This window comes from Streptomyces sp. NPDC044063 (assembly GCF_056434285.1).
Genome location: NZ_JBWKFM010000034.1, coordinates 45004 through 63529 on the forward strand (window position 1 = coordinate 45004; position 18526 = coordinate 63529).

The following is an 18526-nucleotide window of genomic DNA, read 5'->3' on the forward strand; positions in this document are numbered from 1 at the left end:
CGCGGCGCGTCAGCTGCGTACGGACCGCGAGACGCTCGGGACCTCGCAGCGGACCGTGCCGGACGTGCCCGCCTTGGGCACGAACGGCTGGGAGACGTCGAGGGTGTCGCTCCGGCCCGGGCCCACGAACGGGATCGTCGGGTTGCGGGTGCCCAGCAGGGCGCGGTCCGGGCCGTAGAACTTCACCGTGAGGTGGTAGTCGTACTTCAGCGCGGCGCTGCCGTTGGTCGCCTGGATCTTGGCGGTGATGCCCAGGCGGTCGGTGTACTCGCAGCTGAGGATCTTGATGTCGCGCATCGCGTCGTTCCCGCCGCCGCCACCGGTCGTGGACGTGCTGCCCGACGTGCCGGAGGTGGTGGTGCCGGACGTCGTGCTGCCGCCGGACGTCGTGCCGCCCCCGAAGGAGCCGCCCGAGGTGCTGTCGCCGCCGGTGGTGCCCCCGGAGGTGGTGCCGCCCGAGGTGGTCGTGGAGGACCCGCCCGAGGAGGAGCTGCTGCTGCTGTGGCTGGAGCCGCCGAAGCAGCTGCCGCCGTGGTGCCCGCGGGCTCCGGTCAGGGCGACGACACAGATGCCGAAGACCGCGGCCGCACGGACATGACGAAGCTTCACGCTGAGGACTCCCCCGATGAATTGGCTTGTTTCCGCTCCGGATTGTCGAGCGCACGTCACGCTAACAACGGCCTTACAAGGCGCCAAATCACGGCGGTATCTGTGACACGGCAGCGACACAACCGCTCCCGAACCGCTACGGAAGAGCGCCGAAAACCGGTCATAGGGAAGAGTTCGCCCGGCTCGCCGCCGGGCGTACGGTGACCTCATGAACATCACTGTCTTCTGCTCCGCCGCCGACCTCGACGACCGCTACACCGTGCCCGCCCGGGAGTTCGCCCGGCTCATCGGCAAGGGCGGGCACACGATGGTGTGGGGCGGCTCGGAGTCCGGGCTGATGAAGGTGATGGCCGACGGCGTGCGGGAGGGCGGCGGCCGGCTGGTGGGGGTCTCGGTGGAGTTCCTCGCCGCGAAGGCCCGGGAGGACGCCGACGAGATGGTGATCACCGAGGACCTCGCCGCGCGCAAGGCGCTGCTGCTGGCGCGCGGCGACGCGATCGTCGTCATGGTCGGCGGGACCGGCACGCTGGACGAGGCGACGGAGATCCTGGAGCTGAGGAAGCACGGGCTGCACGACAAGCCCGTGGTGCTGCTGAACACGGCCGGCTTCTACGACGGCCTGCGGCAGCAGTTCCGGCGCATGGAGGAGGAGGGCTTCCTGCCCGTCCCGCTGGCCGACCTGGTCCTCTTCGCCGACGACCCGGCCGGGGCCATGGCCTGCCTGGAGGCCGCCGTGTCGGAGGAGGCCGCTCTGCCGGAGGGGCCCGGCCGCTCCTAAGGCCTGCCCAGGGGATCATGTGCACGAGCGCGGCGGGCCGCGCCGTCCGCACCACCGCCGCGCGGCGGCTTCCTCCATCGCCGGACGGGCTTGGTTTCGGTCCGGCTCAGCCGAAACCAGCCTGTCCGGCGCCTGAGGACGCGCCCGCAGGGCGCCCACCGCCGTAGGCGGCCTGACAGCCCGCTGCCGAGAGATCGGCCGGACATGGCCTGGGCGTCCGCGCGTCCGCGTTAGGGCAAGCTGGGGGCATGGCAACACATCTGATCACCGGTTCCGGGTCGGGCATCGGCGAGGCCGTCGCGCGGCGGCTGCACGAGCGTGGGGACGAGCTGTGGCTCGTGGCCCGGGACGCCGGCCGGGCCAAGGAGCTGGCCGCCCGCTTCCCCGGCGCCCGTACGCTCGTGGCCGACCTCGCGAACCCCGACCGCCTCTCCTGGGCACTCAGCCACCAGAGCGTGCCCGACCGCATCGACTCGCTGCTCCACATCGCGGGCGTCTCCGACCTGGGCGACATCGGCGAGCTGACGCCGAAGACCTGGAACCGCACCCTCGCGGTCAACCTGGTCACCCCGGCGGAGCTCACCCGTCTGATGCTGCCCCAGCTGCGGCTGTCCCGGGGCCACGTACTCTTCGTCAACTCCGGCGCGGGGCTCAACGCCCGTGGCGGCTGGGGCGCGTACGCCGCCAGCAAGCACGGTCTGAAGGCGCTGGCCGACTCGCTGCGCGCCGAGGAGCACACCCACGGCGTCCGGGTCACCAGCGTCTACCCGGGCCGGGTGGCCACGCCCATGCAGGCGGACGTGCAGCGGCAGGAGGGCGCGGAGTACACGCCGGACAAGTGGATCGACCCGGAGTCCATCGCCACGACGGTCCTGCTCGCGCTGGACCTGCCGCGCGACGCGGAGATCCACGACCTGACGGTGCGCCCGGGCTGGTCCGGGGCCTGACGGCCCGGCCGCCCGACCCCGGTCTCGTACTCTTCCTGGGTGAGCGAGAAGAAGAAGGCCCTGTGGGGCGCGGGTACCGCGACCGGCGTCGGCTCGATGCCCGGGACGGACGCCCGGGAGGCCGCGAAGACCGTCACCGGCTCGCTGGAGGCGCTGCCGCACCTGCCCGAGCTGCCGGCCCGCGGGCCCGGCGCGGACATGATCGGCCGGACGGCCGGGATGCTGGTGGACGTCTTCGCCCGGGTGGAGCCCAGCGGCTGGCGCGTCGGCGACCGGCCGGGACGTGACACCCGCCGGGCCCGCTCCTGGCTGGGGGAGGACCTCGACGCGCTGGAGGAGTTCACCCAGGGGTACGACGGCGTCCTCAAGGTCTCGGCCGTCGGCCCGTGGACCCTCGCCGCCGCGCTGGAGCTGCGCGGCGGCGAGGCGGCCCTGAGCGACGCCGGGGCATGCCGGGACCTCGCCGCCTCCCTCGCCGAGGGGCTGCGGAACCATCTCGCGGACGTGCGCCGGCGGGTGCCGGGCGCGCGCGTCCTGCTCCAGCTGGACGAGCCCTCGCTGCCCGCCGTGCTGGCCGGCCGGATCCGTTCCGCCAGCGGCTACCGCACCCACCGGGCGGTGGACCGGGCCGTCGTGGAGGGGGCGTACCGGGACCTCCTCGCGCTGACGGGCGAGGGCGCGGACGCCGGGACGATCGTCCATGTGTGCGCCCCCGGCGTGCCGTTCGACCTGCTGCGGCGCTCGGGCGTCTCCGGTGTGTCGTTCGATTTCTCGTTGATCACCGAGCGTGAGGACGATGCGATCGGTGAGGCGGTCGAGGCGGGGACGACGCTGTTCACCGGCATGGTGCCCGGCGTGGACGGCCCATTGTCCGACCCTGCCGGTAGCGTCATGGGTGTCAGGACGCTGTGGCGCAGGCTGGGGCTGTCGCCGGGGACTCTCGCCGAGTCCGTGGTGGTCACCCCGGCGTGCGGGATGGCGGGCGCCTCGCCCGCGTACGCCCGCGCGGCGCTCGCCCACTGCGTCCGGGCGGCGAGATCACTTGCGGACAACCCTGAGTGACGGCTCGGGGAAGCAACGGGAGGACGTGACGGTGGCTGTCGAACAGGACGGCAAGAAGCTCGCGGCGGGAGCCGCGACGCCTGCGGAGGCACGGGAGCGGCACGCTCTGCTGGCCGAGCAGGTCGAGGAGCACCGCTTCCGCTATTACGTGAAGGACGCCCCCGTCGTCAGCGACGCCGAGTTCGACGCGCTGATGCGCTCGCTGGAGCGGCTGGAGGAGGAGTTCCCGGAGCTGCGCACCCCGGACTCGCCCACCCAGAAGGTGGCCGGGGCGTACGAGGCAGCGTTTACGGCGTTCACCGCCGTCGAGCACCGCGAGCGCATGCTCTCCCTCGACAACGCCTTCGACGACGAGGAGCTGGCCGCCTGGGCCGACCGCGTCGCCCGCGACGTCGGCGAGGGCGCCGACTACCACTTCCTGTGCGAGCTCAAGGTCGACGGCCTCGCCGTCAACCTCACCTACGAGCACGGCCGTCTCACCCGCGCCGCCACCCGCGGCGACGGCCGTACGGGCGAGGACATCACGCCCAACGTCCGCACCATCGCCGAGATCCCCGACCGCCTCCAGGGCGACCGCGTCCCCGCCCTCGTCGAGGTGCGCGGCGAGGTCTACTTCCCGATGGAGAAGTTCCAGGAGCTCAACGCCGGCCTGGTGGAGGCCGGCAAGCCGCCCTTCGCCAACCCGCGCAACGCCGCCGCCGGCTCGCTGCGCCAGAAGGACCCGCGCGTCACCGCCACCCGGCCGCTGCACATGGTGGTGCACGGCGTCGGCGCCCGCGAGGGCTTCGACATCGACTGCCAGTCGCACGCCTACGAGCTCCTGCGCGAGTGGGGCCTGCCCACCGCCGCGCACGCCGAGGTCGTCGACTCCCTGGCCGGCGTGCGGAAGTTCATCGCGCACTACGGCGACCCCGAGGTGCGCCATTCGATGGAGCACGAGATCGACGGCGTCGTCGTCAAGCTCGACGAGATCCCGCTCCAGGGCCGGCTGGGCTCCACCTCGCGCGCCCCGCGCTGGGCCCTCGCCTGGAAGTATCCGCCGGAGGAGGTCAACACCAAGCTGGTGGACATCCGCGTCGGCGTCGGCCGCACCGGCCGCGTCACTCCGTACGCGGTCGTCGAGCCGGTCACGGTGGCCGGCTCCGAGGTCGAGTTCGCCACCCTCCACAACCAGGACGTGGTCAAGGCCAAGGGCGTCCTCATCGGCGACACGGTCGTGCTGCGCAAGGCCGGCGACGTCATCCCCGAGATCCTGGGCCCGGTCTCGGACCTGCGGGACGGCACCGAGCGGGAGTTCGTGATGCCGGCCCGCTGCCCCGAGTGCGACGCGGAGCTGCGCCCGATGAAGGAGGGCGACATCGACCTCCGCTGCCCCAACGCCCGGGCCTGCCCCGCCCAGATCCGCGAACGGCTGTTCTATCTGGCCGGCCGCAAGTGCCTGGACATCGAGAACTTCGGCTATGTGGCCGCCGCCGCGCTCACCCAGCCGGTGGAGCCCGCCGAGCCCCCGCTGCGCAACGAGGCCGATCTGTTCGACCTGACGGTCGAACAGCTGCTGCCCATCCGGTCCTACGTCCGCGACCCCGACACGGGCCTGCCCAAGCGGGACCCGGAGACGGGCGAGGAGAAGATCGTCACCTTCTTCGCCAACCAGAAGGGCGAGGCGAAGAAGAACACCCTGTCCATGCTGGCCAACATCGAGGCGGCCAAGCAGCGCCCGCTGTCCCGCATCCTCACCGGTCTGTCGATCCGCCATGTGGGCCCGGTCGCGGCCGTGGACCTCGCCCGCGAGTTCCGTTCGCTGGACCGGATCGCCGAGGCCACGGTCGAGGAGCTGGTCGCGGTCGAGGGCATCGCCGAGGCCACCGCGATCTCCATCAGGGAGTGGTTCGCCGAGGACTGGCACCGCGAGATCCTCGCGAAGTGGAAAGCCGCCGGCGTCCGGATGGAGGAGGAGGCCGCCAAGGACGAGGGGCCGCGTCCGCTGGCCGGACTCACCGTCGTCGTCACCGGGACGCTCACGGGCTACACCCGCGACGCCGCCAAGGAGGCGCTGCAGAACCTCGGTGCCAAGGTGACCGGTTCGGTCTCGAAGAAGACCGACTTCGTGGTGGTGGGTGACAACCCCGGTTCGAAGTTCGACAAGGCGATGCAATTGAAGGTGCCCGTGCTGGAGGAGGACGGCTTCGGCGTCCTCCTGGAGCAGGGCCCCGAGGCGGCGCGCGCGGCGGCCGTGCCCCAGGAGGACACCCCCGCGGAGTAATGCCCGCATAGTCAGTGGGCATTACCCCTACAGCGCGTACCAGATGGCCGCAGAAGGCCGGATCGCATTCGGGCAACCGCTGCCGATCGCTGCCCGCCGTGGCCTTCTGCGGCCTACTGTTGAGATGTGCGCCTGCCGTGGCGCGGGCACCGCCGGCTGTGAGAGGGACGGGCATGAAACCCACCGACAGCGCCGAACCGGAATCGCGGCTGCGCCGGCTCTCCCCGCCCGCGTTGCCCACGGTCTGCCTCACCCTGGCCGCCCTGGCGCTCGCGGCGGGCACCAGCCGCGCCGTCGGCTCCGGCCGGGCCCTCTTCCCCGGCGGCGCCGTCGGCTGGTCGCTGGCCACCCTCACCCTCCTCATCGTGGTCCACCTCGTCGCCCTGGGACGCGACCGCTGGTGGGGCGGCACCGGATCCGGCGCCGCCCTCACCCTGGCCGTCCTGCTGCTCTACGGCTGGCTCCCGGCCGTGCTCGTCAGCATCGCCGTGGTCGCCCTCGTGGCCGCCGCCCGCCGGCACCGCTGGCGGCAGGCCTTACTCCACGGGGCCGTCGACATCCTCGGCATCGCCGCCGCCGGACTCTCCCTCCTCGCCTGGGGCGTCAGCGCCTCCGTCGAGGACCCCTGGCTGCCCGACAGCTGGCAGCCCGCCGCCGCCCCCCGGATCGCCCTCGCGGCCTTCCTCTACCTCGCCGTCACCCGTGCCCTGCTGTGGTACTCGATGGCGCCGCGCGCCCCGCTCGCCAGCATCGCCCGCACCGCCCTGGCCCGGCAGGCGCTCGTCGGCATCGCCCTGCTCGGCATCGCCCCGCTCATCGCCGTCGTCGCCGACCACTCGCCCCTGCTGCTCCCGCTCTTCGCGGTGCCCCTCATCGCGCTGGACTCCACCCTCTGGATCGCCCGCGCCCGCGCCGAGGAGCAGTTGCGCGACCCGCTCACCGGCCTGCCCAACCGTCAGTGGCTGCTGGAGCGCACCTGGACCGCCCTCGACGAGGCGGAGCGGGCCGGTGAGCGGGCCGCGCTCGTCCTCATCGACCTCGACCGCTTCCGGTCCGTCAACGACACCCTCGGCCACCTCGCCGGCGACCGCCTCCTGCTGCAGATCGCCGAGCGGCTGCGGCTGGCCCTGCCGCGCGACGCGGAGGCCGCCCGGCTCGGCGGCGACGAGTTCGCCGTCCTGCTGCCCACCGCCGACTCCCTCACCAGCGCCCAGCGTGTCGCCCGCACGCTGGTCGCCGACCTCGGCTCGCCCCTCGACCTGGACGGGCTCACCCTCGTCCTGGAGGCCAGCGCGGGCGTCGCCGTCTACCCCGACCACGCCCTGGACGCCGAGGGCCTGCTGCGCCGCGCCGACGTGGCGATGTACCAGGCCAAGCGGGACCGCAGCGGGGTCGAGGTCTACGAGGCCCGCCGCGACGGCAACACCCCCGACCGGCTCGGCCTCCTGGGCGACCTGCGGCGCGCCCTGGACGCCGGCGAGGTCGAGCTGCACTACCAGCCCAAGGTCGGCTTCGACGGCCATGTGGAGGGGCTGGAGGCGCTGGTGCGGTGGGTGCACCCCGAGCGCGGCCGGGTATCGCCGGACGAGTTCATCGCCATCGCCGAGTCCTCCGGGCTGATGCCCCGGCTCACCGAGTACGTGCTGGAGACCGCGCTGAGCCAGGTCGCCAAGTGGCGGGCCATGGGCCTGGAGGTCCCGGTCGCCGTCAACGTCTCGCCGCGCGACGTTCACACCCCCGGGTTCGCCGGTTCGGTCGCCGCCCGGCTCGCCCGGCACGGCGTCCCGGCCGGGGCGCTCCAGCTGGAGATAACGGAGCACGTCCTCCTGGAGGACCCGCAGCGGGCCGCCGACACCCTCGCCGGGCTCACCGGCCACGGGGTGAAGATGTCCCTCGACGACTTCGGCACCGGCTATTCGTCCCTGGTCCACCTGCGCCGGCTGCCGGTGAGCGAGCTGAAGATCGACCGCTCGTTCGTCGCCCGGCTGGCGATCGACAACGAGGACGCCGAGATCGTCCGCTGCACCCTGGACCTCGCCCATTCACTGGGGCTGCTCGTCGTCGCGGAGGGCGTCGAGGACGACGAGACCTGGGAGCGGCTGCGCGACCTGGGCTGCGACGCCGTGCAGGGCTGGCTGGTGGCGGCGGCCATGCCGCCGGACGAGACCACCGCCTGGCTGCGGCTGCGCAACGGCTCCGGCTGGCGGCGCGACGAGGAGCCGCTGGCGGCCGGCGCCGAGCAGGACGCGGACCAGCCGGTGACCTGACGGAGGCCGCCCCGCGCCGGGTCCGCCACGCCCGGGGCCCGGCCAGGGGGAAACCGTTTCGCGGGCACACTCCCGCGCGCCATAGGATTGGGGCGAAAAGCCGTACCCACCATCCACCACCCTTGAGGATCGCTGCATGCCTGGCATCACGCGCGAGGAGGTCGCCCACCTCGCCCGGCTGTCGCGTCTGGAGCTGAAGGACGAAGAGCTCGACCACTTCGCCGAACAGCTCGACGTGATCATCGGCGCGGTCGCCCGCGTTTCCGATGTGGCCGACGAGGACGTACCGCCGACCTCCCACCCGCTGCCCCTGACGAACGTCATGCGGCCGGACACGGTCCGCCCGTCGCTGACCCCGCAGGAGGCGCTCTCCGGCGCCCCCGCCCAGGAGCAGCAGCGTTTCAAGGTGCCGCAGATCCTGGGGGAGGACTGAACCCCATGACGGAGATCATCAAGCTCACCGCCGCCGAGATCGCCGAGAAGATCGCTTCCGGCGAGCTCACGGCCGTCGAGGTCACCGAGGCCCACCTGGCCCGTATCGACGCCGTCGACGAGAAGGTCCACGCCTTCCTCCACGTCGACCGCGAGGGCGCGCTGGCCCAGGCCCGCGAGATCGACGCCAAGCGCGAGCGCGGCGAGAAGCTCGGCCCGCTGGCCGGTGTCCCGCTGGCGCTGAAGGACATCTTCACCACCAAGGGCGTCCCGACCACGGTCGGCTCCAAGATGCTCGAAGGGTGGATCCCGCCCTACGACGCGACGCTGACCAAGCGTCTCAAGGACGCCGGCGTCGTCATCCTCGGCAAGACCAACATGGACGAGTTCGCCATGGGGTCCTCCACCGAGAACAGCGCCTACGGCCCCACGGGCAACCCCTGGGACCTCACCCGCATCCCGGGTGGCTCCGGCGGCGGTTCCTCCGCCGCCCTCGCGGCCTTCCAGGCCCCGCTGGCCATCGGCACGGACACCGGCGGCTCCATCCGCCAGCCCGCCGCCGTCACCGGCACCGTCGGCGTCAAGCCCACCTACGGCGCGGTCTCCCGCTACGGCATGGTGGCGTTCTCCTCCTCCCTCGACCAGGGCGGCCCCTGCGCCCGCACGGTCCTGGACGCGGCCCTGCTGCACGAGGTCATCGCCGGCCACGACCCGCTGGACTCCACCTCCGTCGACGCCCCGGTCCCGCCGGTCGTCGAGGCGGCCCGCAACGGCTCCGTCGCCGGCATGCGCGTCGGTGTCGTCAAGCAGTTCCGCGGCGAGGGCTACCAGGCCGGTGTGATCCAGCGCTTCGACGAGTCGGTCGAGCTCCTCAAGGAGCTGGGCGCGGAGATCGTCGAGCTGGACTGCCCGTCCTTCGACCTGGCGCTCGCGGCGTACTACCTGATCGCGCCGTCCGAGTGCTCGTCCAACCTGGCCCGCTTCGACGGCCTGCGCTACGGCCTGCGGACCGGCGACGACGGCAGCCGCTCGGCCGAGGACGTCACCGCCCTGACCCGCGAGGCCGGCTTCGGCCCCGAGGTCAAGCGCCGCGTCATGCTCGGCACCTACGCGCTGAGCTCGGGCTACTACGACGCCTACTACGGCTCCGCGCAGAAGGTCCGCACGCTGATCTCGCGCGACTTCGACCGGTCGTTCGAGCAGGTCGACGTGATCGTCTCGCCGACCACGCCCACCACCGCCTTCGCGATCGGCGAGCGCGCCGACGACCCGATGGCGATGTACCTCGCGGACCTGTGCACCATCCCGACCAACCTGGCGGGCAACGCGGCCATGTCGTTGCCCTGCGGCCTCGCGCCGGAGGACGGCCTGCCGGTCGGTCTGCAGATCATCGCTCCCGCCATGAAGGACGACCGGCTCTACAAGGTCGGTGCCGCGGTCGAGGCCGCGTTCACCGAGCGCTGGGGCCACCCGATTCTCGAGGAGGCACCGGCACTGTGAGCACCGACACGAAGAGCGCGCTGAAGAAGGCCAAGGGCTTCAAGAAGTCCAAGGCCGGCACGTACCTGTCCATCGGCACCACCCTGTTCGGCGCCATCAGCGTCGCCAAGCAGGCGAAGAAGGCCCGTGGCGAGCAGGACACCCTCCAGCTCGTCGACGCGGTGGTCTCCGCCGCCGCGATCGCCACCGGCGTCGCCCTGCTCGTCCGCGAGCTGCGCCGCATGAACAGCGACGACGTCCTCGCGGGCTGAGCGGGACTGAGAGGTTAGTTTTCCGTGACCGTCACTGAACTGGTGTCGTACGAGGAGGCGCTCGCCACCTTCGAGCCCGTCATGGGCCTCGAGGTGCACGTCGAACTCGGCACCAAGACCAAGATGTTCTGCGGGTGCTCCACGGAGCTGGGCGCCGAGCCCAACACGCAGACCTGCCCCACCTGCCTCGGCCTGCCCGGCGCCCTGCCGGTCGTCAACGCGATCGGTGTCGAGTCGGCCGTGAAGATCGGTCTCGCGCTGCACTGCGAGATCGCCGAGTGGTGCCGCTTCGCCCGGAAGAATTACTTCTATCCGGACATGCCGAAGAACTTCCAGACCTCCCAGTACGACGAGCCCATCGCCTTCAACGGCTACCTGGACGTCCAGCTGGAGGACGGCGAGGTCTTCCGCGTGGAGATCGAGCGCGCCCACATGGAGGAGGACACCGGCAAGTCCACGCACGTGGGCGGCGCCACCGGCCGCATCCACGGCGCGCAGCACTCGCTGCTGGACTACAACCGCGCCGGCATCCCGCTCATCGAGATCGTCACCAAGCCGATCACCGGTGCGGGCGAGCGCGCCCCCGAGGTCGCCAAGGCGTACGTCGCCGAGCTGCGCGAGCTCATCAAGGCGCTCGGCGTCTCCGAGGCCCGCATGGAGATGGGCCAGATGCGCTGCGACGTCAACCTCTCGCTGATGCCCAAGGGCAGCGAGAAGTTCGGCACGCGCTCCGAGACGAAGAACGTCAACTCGCTGCGTTCCGTCGAGCGGGCCGCCCGCTTCGAGATCCAGCGGCACGCGGCCGTGCTGTCCTCGGGCGGCACGATCATCCAGGAGACGCGCCACTTCCACGAGGAGGACGGCAGCACCACTCCGGGCCGGATCAAGGAGGAGGCGGAGGACTACCGCTACTTCCCGGAGCCGGACCTGGTGCCCGTGGCCCCCGCCCGCGAGTGGGTCGAGGAGCTGCGGAAGGGTCTGCCCGAGCTGCCGCGCGTGCGCCGTAACCGGCTGCGCGAGGAGTGGGGCGTCTCGGCCCACGACATGCAGTCGATCCTCAACGCGGGCGCGGTCGACCTGATCGCCGCCACCATCGAGGCCGGTGCCGACGCCTCCTCCGCCCGTAAGTGGTGGATGGGCGAGCTGTCCCGCCGGGCCAACGAGGCCGGCGCGGACCTGGCCACGATGGCGATCACCCCCGCGCAGGTCGCCCGGGTGTGCGCGCTGGTCGCCGAGGGTTCCCTCAACGACAAGCTGGCCCGCCAGGTCATCGAGGGCGTCCTCGCGGGCGAGGGCGAGCCGGACGCGGTCGTCGAGGCGCGCGGCCTGAAGGTCGTCTCCGACGAGGGCGCGCTGGGCACCGCCGTGGACGAGGCCATCGCCGCCAACGCGGCCATCGCGGACAAGATCCGCAGTGGCAAGGTGGCGGCCGCGGGCGCGCTCGTGGGCGCGGTCATGAAGGCCACCCGTGGCCAGGCGGACGCGGCCCGCGTCCGTGAGCTGATCCTGGAGAAGCTCGGCGTCGAGGGCTGATCCCGGCGCGGCCGGCCCGGCCGCACACACGCACGACGGCCGTCCCCCGCACGGGGGGCGGCCGTCGCGCGTGCGGTGACGCCGGGCGCCCGGGGCCGTCGCGTATGGCCGAGATTCGCCGGTACGCCCTCCGCCGGGGAAAACGGTCCGGCATGATCGCGGCAGTGCGGCCGTCAGGGGCCCGCACGCGAGGTATGGGGGTTGCGATGCGACGGTTGAGCACGGGACTGGCCGCGCTGCTGCTGGCGGGAGCGGGGATGACGGCCGTACTGCCGGCGGGCCCGGCCGCGGCGGCCGCACCGGTGGCGCGGACCGCCTCGGAGGCCTGCGGCACCGGCTGGGGAAGCCTGCCCAAGGTCGCCACCGACAGCAAGTACCAGCCGCTGGGGAACATCAGGACCGGTCGCCACGCCTGCTTCGACCGGATGGTCTTCGACGTCCTGGGGTCCGGCACCGGTGCCCCGGTCGGCTACCACGTGCGGTACGTCGACCGGCTGCGGCAGGACGGCTCCGGCGAGGTCGTCCCCGTCGGCGGCGGGGCGGTCCTGGAGGTCCGGGTGGCGGCGCCCAGCTACGACCCGGCGACCGGCCGGCCCACGTACCACGCCAAGGCGCGGCAGCCGCTGCCCGGGGTGGACCTCACCGGCTACCGCACCTTCCGGGACACCCGTTTCGCCAGCAGCTTCGAGGGCGACACCCAGGTCGGGCTGGGCGTCCGTGCCCGGCTGCCGTTCCGGGTGTTCCAGGAGGGCGACCGCGTCGTGGTGGACGTCGCCCACGACTGGAACGGCCTCCGCTGACGGAGGGTCCGCCGAGGGCGTTCCCGGGGGTGCGGAACGCCCTTGTCACCCCCTGTGTGGCTTAACCCACAAAGGGGACAAATGATCTTTTCCGGCTGTCACAGTAAGGCGCCGGGGTACCCGTGAAGGGTCCCTCCTGCCCCACACAGCCCTGCGGTCGGAACCACGGGTCCTTCCCGGAGAACGACGCGATGACCGGGAAGCGGCCAGATGACCTCACTCGCCCGGTGGTGCCTGCGCCGCCGCTTCGCCGTCATCGTGCTGTGGCTCGTCGCCCTCGCCGGTACCACGGCCGCCGCCGCGCTGGCCGGACCCGCGTACTCCAACGACTACGGCGTGCCCGGCACCGAGGCCGCCCGCGCCACCGCCCTGCTGGAGAAGGCCTTCCCGGGTGAGGGCGGCGACGACAGGATCGTCTGGCACACCGAGCGGGGCACCGTCCGCGACCCCGCCGTCGAGCGCCGTATGACCGCCGTGCTGCACAGGGTCGGGGAACTGCCCGGCGTCGGCACCGTCAGCGGCCCCTACGGCGGCGAGGGCGCACCGCGCGTCAGCGCCGACGGGCGGACCGCCTACGCCACCCTGACCTTCACCGACCCCGCGGGCCCCGGCAAGGCGCAGGTCGCCGAGGTCGTGGACACCGCCCGCGCGGCGTCGGACGCCGACCTGCGGGTCGCGCTCGGCGGCAGCGGCATCGCCGGCGCCGAGGGCCCCGGCGGCCACCTCAGCGAGGTCATCGGGGTCGTCGTGGCGGCCGTGGTGCTGTTCGTGGTCTTCGGCTCGCTGGCCGCCAGCCTGCTGCCCATAGCGACCGCCCTCGTCGGCGTGGGCACCGCCGCCATGGGGACGGTGCTGCTCGGGCACCTGATGAAGGTCGCCGACTTCGCGCCCATGCTGGGCACCCTCATCGGGCTCGGTGTGGGCATCGACTACGCCCTCTTCATCGTCACCCGCCACCGCAAGGGCCTGCGCCGGGGCCTGCCGGTCCCGCTGGCCGCCGAACGGGCGGTCGCCACCACCGGGCGGGCCGTGGTCTTCGCGGGCGGCACGGTCTGCGTCGCCCTGCTCGGCATGCTCGTCCTGCGGCTGAACTTCCTCACCGGCGTGGCGATCGCCGCCTCGCTGACGGTGGTGCTCACCGTCGCCGCCTCCGTGACCCTGCTGCCCGCCCTGCTGTCCCTCATCGGCCCGCGCGCCCTCGGCCGCCGCGAGCGCCGCGCCCTGGCCGCCTCCGGGCCGGCCCCGGAGACCCCCACCGGCCTGGCCGCCCGCTGGGCCGCGTTCGTCGAGCGCCACCCCAGGCCGCTGGGCACCGCAGCCGCGGCCGTCATGCTGACCCTGGCCCTGCCCACCCTCGCCCTCCACCTGGGCACCTCCGACCAGGGCACCAAACCGGCGGGCTCCACCACCCGCCAGGCGTACGACATGCTCGCCGGCGGCTTCGGCCCCGGCGTCAACGGCCCGCTGACGCTGGTCGCGCCCCTCGACAGCGCCTCCGACCGGCTGGCCTTCAACCGGCTCCCGGAGACCCTGCGGCACACCCCCGGCGTCGCCGCCGTGACCCCCTCCACCCTCAACGGCCGCGGCGACACCGGCGTGATCACCGTGGTCCCCACCACCTCGCCGCAGTCCCGGGACACCAGCGACCTCGTCGACCGGCTCCGCGCGGGCGTGCTGCCGAAGGCCACCGCCGGCAGCGGGCTCGACGTCCACGTGGGCGGCATGACCGCGAGCTACGACGACTTCGCGCGCGTCATCCTGGGCAAGCTGCCGCTCTTCGTCGGGACCGTCGTCGGGCTGGGCTGCCTGCTGCTCCTGCTGGCCTTCCGCAGCATCGGCATACCGCTGAAGGCCGCCGCGATGAACATGGCCGCCGTCGCCTCCTCGTTCGGCGTCGTCGTCGCCGTCTTCCAGTGGGGCTGGGGCAGCGAGCCGCTCGGTCTGGGCGGCGCCGGGCCCGTCGAGCCGTTCCTGCCCGTCGTGATGGTGTCGGTGCTCTTCGGCCTGTCCATGGACTACCAGGTCTTCCTGGTCAGCCGGATGTACGAGGAATGGCTGGCCACCCGGGACAACTGCCGGGCGGTCCGGGTGGGCCTGGCCGAGACCAGCCGCGTGATCAACTCGGCGGCCGTCATCATGATCTCGGTCTTCCTGGCCTTCGTGCTCAGCGGCGACCGCGTGATCGCCATGTTCGGCATCGGCCTGGCGTCCGCCGTGGCGCTGGACGCCTTCGTCCTGCGCACGCTGCTGGTCCCCGCGCTCATGCACCTGCTCGGCGGCGCCAACTGGTGGCTGCCGGCCTGGATGGAGCGGGTCCTGCCGCGCATCAGCATCGAGCCGGCCGAGGAGCCCACGACCGGGCCGGCGGCCGTCCCGCCGTGCGCGGGGGCGAGCCCGGAGCCCGTGGCGCCGGGCCCGGTCGCCGCGGCCGGGATCAGCCCTGCCGGGGGCGGATGACCACGCGGCCCGAGTCGAGGTCGACCGGGCCCCGGGCCGGGTCCGCGTCGCCGACGTCCTCGCGGGTGAGCTCCAGGCGCTTGTGCTCCTCGTCGGTGTGCTTGCGGGCCGGCGAGAACAGCTCCTCGATCACGTTGAACATCAGGACTCCCGTCCGTCACGTCACCTTCAGGCGGAGCAGCCGGTCGTCCCGGGGGCCGGGGGTGCCCCGGCCGTCCGTGTTGCTCGTCGTCAGCCACAGCCCGCCGTCGTCGGTAGGTACAACCGTGCGAAGCCGCCCGTAGTTCCCCCGGAGGAACGCCTGGGGATCCGCCGCGGGCCGCTCGCCGCGCAGCGGGATCCGCCAGAGCCGCTCACCGCGCAGACCGGCCGCCCACAGCGATCCGGCCGCGTAGGCGAGGCCGCTGGGGGAGGCCTCGGAGGGGTGCCACTGCACCACCGGGTCGGTGAGACCGGGCCGGCCCGCCCTGCCCTCGGCGCGCGGCCAGCCGTAGTTCCGGCCGGGCCGGACGAGATTGATCTCGTCCCAGGTGTCCTGGCCGAACTCCGCGGCCCACAGCCGCCCGTCCGCGTCCCAGGCCAGCCCCTGGACGTTGCGGTGGCCGAGGCTGTGGACGACCGAGCCGGCCCACGGATTGCCGGGGGCGGGCCCGCCGTCCGGCGTCATGCGCAGGATCTTGCCGCCGAGGGACGCGGGGTCCTGGGCCAGGGCGGGCCGCCCGCCCTCGCCCGTGCCGGCGTAGAGCATCCCGTCGGGGCCGAAGGCGATGCGGCCGCCGTTGTGGATCGTCCCCTTGGGGATGCCGTCGAGGACGGTGACCGGCGCGGACAGCCGCTCGCCCGCCGGGCGCGCGTCGTCCACGCGCACGCGGACGATCCGGTTGTCGGAGGCGGTGGTGAGGTAGGCGTACAGCGTGCGGTCCCGGGCCCAGCCGGGCGGGACGGCCAGCCCCAGCAGCCCGCCCTCGCCGGCGGCCGCCACCCCGGGCAGCCGGCCCAGCTCGGTCCGCCGGCCGTCCGAGGCCGCGATCCGGACGATCTCGCCGGTGTCGCGCGAGCCCACCAGCAGGTCGCCGCCGGGCAGCGCGGCCACGCCCCAGGGGGAGGCCAGCCCGGTGGCGAGCGTGCGGACCACCTCGGCCGAGCCCCGGGCGGGCGGGGCGGCGGCGGACCCGGACGGTGACGGGCCGCCCTCCGGCGGCCCCCCGTCCCGCGCGCCGCCGTCCGAACAGCCGGCGACGGCGATCAGCAGCGCGGCGGCCACGGCGGCCACGGCGGCCACGGACCGTGCGCGCCGGGCCGGTCGTACGGGTCGCGCGGGGAGTACGGGTCGCGCGGGGAGTACGGGTCGTACGGCTCGGGTCCTGACGCCTCGGGGGCCATCGGTCACCCGTCCTTCATACACCCGGACGCGCTCAGTCCCAGGACCCCATGGCCGCCGGCAGGGCCGCTATCTCGGCGAAGTCCTCGTCCGTGAGCCGCAGTCCGGCGGCCGCCGCGTTCTGCACCGCCCACCGGGCCTTCTTCGTGCCCGGCACCGGGATCACGTGCCGGCCCTGCGCCAGCACCCAGGCGAGGGCGACCTGCGCCGCCGTCGCGTCGTGGCGGCGCGCGACCCGGCGCAGCCCGGCGACGATGGGCTGGTTGGCGGCCATCATCTCGGCCGTGAAGCGCGGGTGGCGGGCCCGGACGTCCTCGGGCTCGAAGCCCTGGCCGGGGGTGAGGGTGCCACTGAGGAAACCGTTCCCCAGGGGCATCGCGGCCAGCAGTCCCACGCCGCGCGAGGCGCACCACGGCGCCAGCCGGCGCAGCGCCTCCCTCGACCACACCGACAGCTCGGCCTGGACGCAGCTGACCGGGAAGACCTGCTGCACCCGTTCCAGCTGGCCGATCGTCGCGTCGTACCTGTCCGTCGGCGCCCCGCCCGCGGCACCGGGCCTGCGCCGGGCCCGGGCGCCGATCGCACACCAGCCCAGGGCCCGGACCTTCCCGGCGGAGACCAGGTCCGCCATGGCACCCCAGGTCTCCTCGACGGGCACCTCGGGGTCCGGCCGGTGGAGCTGGTAGAGGTCGATCACGTCCGTCTGCAACCGGCGCAGCGAGGCGTCGCACGCCCGCCTGACGTAGCCGGGGCGGCCGTTGGCGACGACGTGGGTCTCGCCCACCAGCAGGCCGCACTTGGTGGAGACGAAGGCCTCCGAGCGCCTTTCCCGCAGCACCCGTCCCAGCAGCAACTCATTGGTGAACGGGCCGTACATGTCGGCGGTGTCCAGCAGGGTGGCGCCGGCGTCGAGGGCGGCGTGGACGGCGCGCAGGGAGCTCCCGCCGTCCCGCTGCGAGGCCGTGTACGCCCAGTGCATGGGCATGCACCCCAGGCCGATCGCCCCCACCTCGAGCGCCGTCGCACCGATTGTCCTGCGCTCCACCGGCCGTACCCCCCGTTCCTCGCCCCCAAAGTAACCTCTGCCTCGGAGGCCCCTTCGCATAGCCTCCAGACATGAGCGCAGATCACAGCGGTTCCGCCGCCCGCCCCCTGGCCTGGCTGCCGATCCCTCCCGAGGAGATCGAGGGCCTCCCCGAGGGGCTGGAGTACGCCCACTGGGACGGCGGCCCCGACTTCCCCACCGACCCCGCCCGCTGTGTGTTCTACGGCGTGCCCTATCTCAAGGGCACCGAGGTCGCGGCCCGGCCGCTGCCGGCCATGCCCCGGCTGCGGGTCGTGCAGGCGCTCACCGCGGGCGTGGACGACCTGCTGCCCGTCCTGCCGCTGCTGCCCTCCGGCGCGGTGCTGTGCAGCGCGCGCGGACTGCACGACGCCAGCACCGCCGAGCTGGCCCTGACCCTGGTCCTGGCCTCGCTGCGGGGCGTGCCCGGCTTCGTCCGGGCGCAGGACGCGGGGGAGTGGCGGCGGGAGTTCCGCCCGGCGCTCGCGGACCGGTCGGTGCTCCTCGTGGGCTACGGCGCGATCGGCGCCGCCATCGAGGACCGGCTCGTTCCCTTTGAATGCGCGCGGGTCGTGCGCGTCGCGCGCTCCCCGCGCACGACAGCACGCGGCCCGGTGCACCCGGTCGCCGCCCTGCCTCAACTCCTGCCCGACGCCGATGTGGTCATCATCGCGACGCCGCTCACCGACGAGACCCGGGGGCTCGTCGACGCCGCGTTCCTCGGCCGGATGAAGGACGGCGCGCTGCTGGTGAACATCGCGCGCGGGCCCGTCGTGGACACCGAGGCGCTGCTGGCCGAGCTGGAACGGGGGCGGCTGCTGGCCGCGCTCGACGTCACCGACCCCGAGCCGCTGCCGCCCGGTCACCCGCTGTGGACGGCGCCCGGGGCCCTCGTCACCCCCCATGTGGGCGGGCCGTCCTCGGCCTATCTGCCCCGCGCCAAGGCCCTGCTCCGCGATCAGCTGGCCAGATTCGTACTGGACGAGCCTCTGCGGAATGTCGTAGCCGCCGCGTAGTCGTTCCGGCGCCGCGCGAGGCCGCTACCACGTAGAGACATCATTCGGCTGCGCTGCGTATCCGTAATCCGGTAGCTAGTTACGCTATGTATATGAGCTATGTCCCTGAGTGACGAGTCTGGTGTATCGTCCCGACGGGGGCTGCGCCGCGCACCGTACGGACGCAG

At 73.4% G+C, this 18526-nt stretch carries 17 protein-coding genes; 13 read left to right on the plus strand and 4 right to left on the minus strand.

The window, feature by feature from the left end:
- Window positions 1–9: 9 nt before the first annotated feature.
- On the minus strand, window positions 10–297 hold the full coding sequence (locus tag AC07BS_RS30195; RefSeq protein WP_478642248.1) for a hypothetical protein: 288 nt from the start codon (window positions 295–297) through the stop codon (window positions 10–12).
- Between AC07BS_RS30195 and AC07BS_RS30200 the strand changes: the two genes are divergently transcribed.
- From AC07BS_RS30200 to AC07BS_RS30255, 12 genes are all read left to right on the plus strand, one after another.
- Window positions 287–598: a hypothetical protein gene (locus AC07BS_RS30200; protein WP_478642246.1), complete on the plus strand. Its 312-nt coding sequence runs from the start codon at window positions 287–289 to the stop codon at window positions 596–598. The two genes, AC07BS_RS30195 and AC07BS_RS30200, sit on opposite strands and share 11 nt — an antisense overlap.
- A gap of 219 nt (window positions 599–817) precedes the next feature.
- Window positions 818–1387, plus strand: a complete 570-nt coding sequence (locus AC07BS_RS30205; RefSeq protein WP_478642245.1) for an LOG family protein — start codon at window positions 818–820, stop codon at window positions 1385–1387.
- 248 nt (window positions 1388–1635) lie between these two features.
- Window positions 1636–2334, plus strand: a complete 699-nt coding sequence (locus AC07BS_RS30210) for an SDR family oxidoreductase (RefSeq protein WP_478642243.1) — start codon at window positions 1636–1638, stop codon at window positions 2332–2334.
- A gap of 39 nt (window positions 2335–2373) precedes the next feature.
- Window positions 2374–3396 (plus strand): methionine synthase, encoded by a 1023-nt coding sequence (locus AC07BS_RS30215; protein ID WP_478642241.1) that lies wholly within the window; start codon window positions 2374–2376, stop codon window positions 3394–3396.
- 31 nt (window positions 3397–3427) lie between these two features.
- Window positions 3428–5659 carry an NAD-dependent DNA ligase LigA gene (gene ligA / locus AC07BS_RS30220; RefSeq protein ID WP_478642240.1) on the plus strand — a complete coding sequence of 744 codons (2232 nt, stop codon included), beginning with the start codon at window positions 3428–3430 and terminating at the stop codon, window positions 5657–5659.
- A 173-nt stretch (window positions 5660–5832) separates the two neighbouring features.
- Window positions 5833–7926 carry a putative bifunctional diguanylate cyclase/phosphodiesterase gene (locus AC07BS_RS30225; protein ID WP_478642238.1) on the plus strand — a complete coding sequence of 698 codons (2094 nt, stop codon included), beginning with the start codon at window positions 5833–5835 and terminating at the stop codon, window positions 7924–7926.
- Between the two features lie 136 nt (window positions 7927–8062).
- On the plus strand, window positions 8063–8359 hold the full coding sequence (gatC, locus tag AC07BS_RS30230) for an Asp-tRNA(Asn)/Glu-tRNA(Gln) amidotransferase subunit GatC (RefSeq protein WP_478642237.1): 297 nt from the start codon (window positions 8063–8065) through the stop codon (window positions 8357–8359).
- Window positions 8360–8364: 5 nt separating this feature from the next.
- The gene (gatA, locus tag AC07BS_RS30235) at window positions 8365–9858 is read left to right on the plus strand and encodes an Asp-tRNA(Asn)/Glu-tRNA(Gln) amidotransferase subunit GatA (RefSeq protein ID WP_478642235.1); all 1494 of its coding nucleotides are present in this window, start codon (window positions 8365–8367) and stop codon (window positions 9856–9858) included.
- Window positions 9855–10109: a hypothetical protein gene (locus AC07BS_RS30240; RefSeq protein ID WP_478642234.1), complete on the plus strand. Its 255-nt coding sequence runs from the start codon at window positions 9855–9857 to the stop codon at window positions 10107–10109. The genes gatA and AC07BS_RS30240 overlap by 4 nt, the downstream gene beginning before the upstream one ends.
- Window positions 10110–10133: 24 nt before the next feature.
- Window positions 10134–11642, plus strand: a complete 1509-nt coding sequence (gene gatB, locus AC07BS_RS30245) for an Asp-tRNA(Asn)/Glu-tRNA(Gln) amidotransferase subunit GatB (protein ID WP_478642232.1) — start codon at window positions 10134–10136, stop codon at window positions 11640–11642.
- Between the two features lie 206 nt (window positions 11643–11848).
- A complete protein-coding gene (locus tag AC07BS_RS30250; RefSeq protein WP_478642230.1) occupies window positions 11849–12442 on the plus strand; it encodes an AMIN-like domain-containing (lipo)protein in 594 nt (197 codons plus the stop codon).
- A gap of 210 nt (window positions 12443–12652) precedes the next feature.
- Window positions 12653–14899: an MMPL family transporter gene (locus tag AC07BS_RS30255; protein WP_478642229.1), complete on the plus strand. Its 2247-nt coding sequence runs from the start codon at window positions 12653–12655 to the stop codon at window positions 14897–14899.
- Here the strand turns inward: AC07BS_RS30255 and AC07BS_RS30260 are convergent.
- The 3 genes from AC07BS_RS30260 to AC07BS_RS30270 form a co-directional block, all read right to left on the minus strand.
- A complete protein-coding gene (locus AC07BS_RS30260) occupies window positions 14877–15041 on the minus strand; it encodes a DUF6191 domain-containing protein (RefSeq protein WP_478642228.1) in 165 nt (54 codons plus the stop codon). The genes AC07BS_RS30255 and AC07BS_RS30260 overlap by 23 nt on opposite strands.
- A 15-nt stretch (window positions 15042–15056) precedes the next feature.
- On the minus strand, window positions 15057–16181 hold the full coding sequence (locus AC07BS_RS30265) for a PQQ-dependent sugar dehydrogenase (protein WP_478642227.1): 1125 nt from the start codon (window positions 16179–16181) through the stop codon (window positions 15057–15059).
- A 133-nt stretch (window positions 16182–16314) separates the two neighbouring features.
- Window positions 16315–17325 carry an aldo/keto reductase gene (locus AC07BS_RS30270; protein WP_478642226.1) on the minus strand — a complete coding sequence of 337 codons (1011 nt, stop codon included), beginning with the start codon at window positions 17323–17325 and terminating at the stop codon, window positions 16315–16317.
- A gap of 71 nt (window positions 17326–17396) precedes the next feature.
- Between AC07BS_RS30270 and AC07BS_RS30275 the strand changes: the two genes are divergently transcribed.
- Complete coding sequence (locus tag AC07BS_RS30275; RefSeq protein WP_478642224.1) at window positions 17397–18359, plus strand: 2-hydroxyacid dehydrogenase; 963 nt, start codon at window positions 17397–17399, stop codon at window positions 18357–18359.
- Window positions 18360–18526 lie beyond the last annotated feature (167 nt).